This is a genomic window from Mycobacterium sp. (genome assembly GCF_049280035.1).
Classification (GTDB): Bacteria; Actinomycetota; Actinomycetes; order Mycobacteriales; family Mycobacteriaceae; genus Mycobacterium.
On the sequence record NZ_JBAPPI010000360.1, the window covers coordinates 1 to 3,572 of the forward strand.

Annotated in this window: 4 protein-coding genes; 1 reads left to right on the forward strand and 3 read right to left on the reverse strand. The window is 64.2% G+C overall.

Translation table 11 applies throughout. The features are described 5' to 3' along the window. Nucleotides 1–303 precede the first annotated feature (303 nt). From WAN71_RS12095 to WAN71_RS12105, 3 genes are all read right to left on the reverse strand, one after another. Entirely contained in the window at nt 304–1,086 is a 783-nt protein-coding gene (locus tag WAN71_RS12095; protein WP_422225553.1) for a TetR/AcrR family transcriptional regulator, read from the reverse strand. A 155-nt stretch (nt 1,087–1,241) separates the two neighbouring features. Continuing rightward, nucleotides 1,242–1,925, reverse strand: coding sequence for a class I SAM-dependent DNA methyltransferase (locus tag WAN71_RS12100; RefSeq protein WP_422225554.1), 684 nt, complete (start codon nt 1,923–1,925; stop codon nt 1,242–1,244). Between the two features lie 97 nt (nt 1,926–2,022). Beyond that, nucleotides 2,023–2,691 (reverse strand): peroxiredoxin-like family protein, encoded by a 669-nt coding sequence (locus WAN71_RS12105; protein ID WP_422225555.1) that lies wholly within the window; start codon nt 2,689–2,691, stop codon nt 2,023–2,025. Nucleotides 2,692–2,932: 241 nt separating this feature from the next. On the opposite strand from WAN71_RS12105, the gene WAN71_RS12110 reads away from it, so the two are divergent. Then, nucleotides 2,933–3,572, forward strand: a 640-nt coding sequence (locus WAN71_RS12110; RefSeq protein ID WP_422225556.1) for a haloalkane dehalogenase, incomplete at its 3' end; no start/stop codon positions are given.

The window sequence follows — 3,572 nt, forward strand, 5'->3', positions numbered from 1 at the left end:
AAATCACGCCGAAGTCGTCGCGTAGCGCCAGTTGGCGAGCGACATCTTTACCCAGTCCGCTGTTGGCTCCGGTGATTAGCACGGATTTGGTGGCGGGCTGACTCATGAATATCTCCTCGTGGGTGGCATGCGTGCAACACTGACGTGCGGCAGGCCACCCATCCTGAATGACGCCGACGACATCCGGTCGGATGCGCAGAAACATTCAACCGACTGTACCCTTCAGTACAGTCTGAGCCGTCTGACGCAGCGTCACGACTCCCGCAGTCGCTTGCTGATGTAGAGCGGATTCCGGGTACCGATTTAGTCCTGCGTCGGGCGCCGGCGTCTGGCCGTGCTCGCCGAGCTGCTGTGGCCAATTCGCGCCGCCCCTTTTTGCGCGGACGTCTTCGGCGTCTGCCGACGGGCCGGTGTCGGGGTTTTGTCGACCCCGGTCCGCGTCGCGCGGCGTCGGCCAGATGGTGTGGCCCGCCAGTGCCGTAGCTGCTCGATGGCGCCCTCGAGAGTGTCACGTAGCGGGGCGATGTCTCCGCGGACTCGCGCCAATAGCATGCCGCCTTGCAGCGCTGCGATCACAGTGCTCGCCAGTCGGTTCGGATCGGCGTCAGCGACCAGCTCCCCCCGATCCTGAATCGTCTGCAATCCCCGCGCCAGCGGGGCTTCCCAGCGGCGGAAAGCGTTATCGAGAAGCGGGCGGAAAGTTGGGTCATTTTTTAGCTCCGCGGCCATGGTGCCCAGGGGACAGGCAAATGGGCCACCGGGAGCCGAATGTGCCGTCAGGATCTCCGAGACCCAAGCGTCGATGCCGTCCCAGGACTCGATGTGCGCCAGAGTGGGCTGGCGCGCAAGCACCAACTCCAGCTGCCGCTCAATCACCGCGGCCACCAAGTCCGCTTTGCTGTCGAAGTAGTGATATAGCTGCGATTTACCCGAGCCTGCCGCTGCTAGTACGTCGTCCAGGCTGGTCATGCTGACACCCTTTTGGTACATCAAAGTGGCGGCGGCATCGATGATCGAGGCGCGTGCGCGGCGGCCCCGCTCGGTGACCGGCAGTGCCCGTCCCTCCGGCGATGTCGACGCAGACATCGACTTAGTTTACAGGCACGATGGGCCCCAGCCGGGCATTAGCTGTGTGCTGCCGCAGCCTCCGACCAGCGGCTGAGTGCAATCGCGGCCGCCCTCGGCCGCTGGATCTCGGAGTCGCAGTTTGCATATGCGGCTGATGGCTGGTCGTGTGCACGCTACGACACCTGCGGCCAAGGTCGACACCTGCGCGGATGCGGCTGACCCCGCAGCACTGCGATCACTCGGGCATGGATCTCGACGATGCTGATGATCAAAAGTTCGGCCGAGCCGGCGATGCTGTCGAGCGTCGCAACATTGACCCGTGACCAAGGAAACCATTGACCGACATAGTGTTTGGTTTCCCAGCGCAACAGCTCATGACCGCTGTTCACTGATGGGAGATCGATTTCGGCGATCACGATCCCGCCGGGCGCGAGCAACTCCGCCGCTCGGCGTAGCGTGCGCACGGGATTACCGCCGATACCGATGTTGCCGTCGGTGAGCAGGATTCGATCCCAACAGCCGGCAGCGGGCAGCGGACCGAAGAGGTCGGCGTGGATCGCGGCTCCGCCGCGCTGGCGGGTCAGCTCCACCGCCGCACGGCAGTTGTCGACGCCCAGCGCTGCCGAGCCGCGCTGCTGCAGCGACGCGGTAAAACGCCCCGGTCCGCATCCCAAGTCCAGGGTGGCCCGCCCTGAACATAACCGCAGCACATGGTCGTCTGCGAAACGGTCGCGATGGGTAGCGCCCGGTCCCCCGATCCACCGCGACATCGGAAGTTCACGCACGTGGCCGCGATCATTACGCGCCCAGCACCGGGCGCCCTCGAGAGCTGCCCGATAGATCAGCTCCAGCGTCACCTCAACACACCCGCAACCTCATGGCCGACCGACATCAGATCGGCGGTCTCAGCTCATCGGCGCTGCGTGCGATCAGCCCCACTTCAGGTGCGGCGGCTCAGTCGGTTTCAGAGTGCACGCCGGCTAGCGCGGCGATGATGTCGGTCACCTCGGTGCGGTTGGTGTAGTCGGGATGCACTTCCACAAACCGGACGGTGCGATCGGGGTCGACGATTAGCACGGTCGGCATCGGCAACTCCGTGGAACCCTCTTCGTTGACCTGGGCGAGGTCAAGTCCCAGCTTGCGTTGCGCTCCGAGCACTTCTTCGGCCTGCTCGAAGGCGATCCCGATGCGGCGGGCCAACCGACTGCCTGAATCGGACAGCACCTCAAAACTCAGAGCCGCATTCTCGGCGGTGGACAGTGACTGGTCGGGGCTCTGGGGGCTGATAGCGGCCAGGGTGGCGACCCACGCGCCCAGCTGCGGCAACAGCTCACGCTGGTAGGTACGCAGCGCCAGGTTGCAATATGGGCACCAGCCGCCGCGATAAAACACGAGCACCGCCGGACCGGTGGCCACCAGGTCGTCCAGGCTCACGCGCTCCGCCACCGCGTTGCGCAGCGTGAACGACGGCAGGGTGTCCCCGACTTTCACAGTGCCGGCCGGAACTCCGCGCGCACGAAGCTGTTGGGAGTTGCGACTGAACACCTCGACCACATCTGCCGGCAGCTGCACCGCTGAGGCCGCCTGTAGCTGCGCTGATTGTTCGCGGATGGTTAACGACATCGGGCCTCCTTGAACTGTGCGTCGCAGGTCGACTCCGTTGACTGTACCAAACAGTACATAATCGAAGGCAGCCGGTGGTATCCGCATGTTGTCAATATCGCGCTGGCGCTCCGATTCGCGTAACGCGCGCCGTGGGCAATCCGGGCTCGGCCAGTCAGCCAGAGCTCCGAATGTACTTGACAGTACATCAGAGATTCCGGGAGCCTAGACGGCGTCGGCACACCACAGAGCGGAGCAGAGTTTGCAAATCTTACGTACTCCCGACGACCGGTTCGGCGGGCTGGCAGGCTATTCGTTCGAACCTCACTACGTCGACGTTGACGCGGGCGGCACAACGCTTCGCGTGCACTACATCGACGAAGGCCCGGCAAGGGCTCCCGTGATACTGCTCCTCCACGGTGAACCGTCCTGGTCCTACCTATATCGGCATATGGTTCCGATCCTCACCGCCTCGGGCCTGAGGGCGGTGGCCATGGACCTGGTGGGATTTGGCCGTAGCGACAAGCCCGCCGATCGTACCGATTACACCTACCAGGCCCACGTCGACTGGACGCACGGGGCGATCGACGCCATCGGACTTCGCGACATCAGCCTGGTTTGCCAGGACTGGGGTGGCCTGATCGGACTCCGCCTGGTCGCCGAAGATCCGAAGCGCTTTGCTCGGGTGGTAGCGGCCAACACTTTCCTGCCAACCGGCGACGTTCATCCCGGCGAAGCCTTTCTGGCCTGGCAGCGCTACAGCCAGGAGGCGCCACAACTCAAGGTGGGAGAAATCGTCAACGGCGGCTGCCGCACAACGCTGTCCAGCGACGTCATCGAAGCCTACGACGCGCCATTTCCCGACGACAGCTTCAAAGCCGGCGCTCGGCAGTTCCCGATGC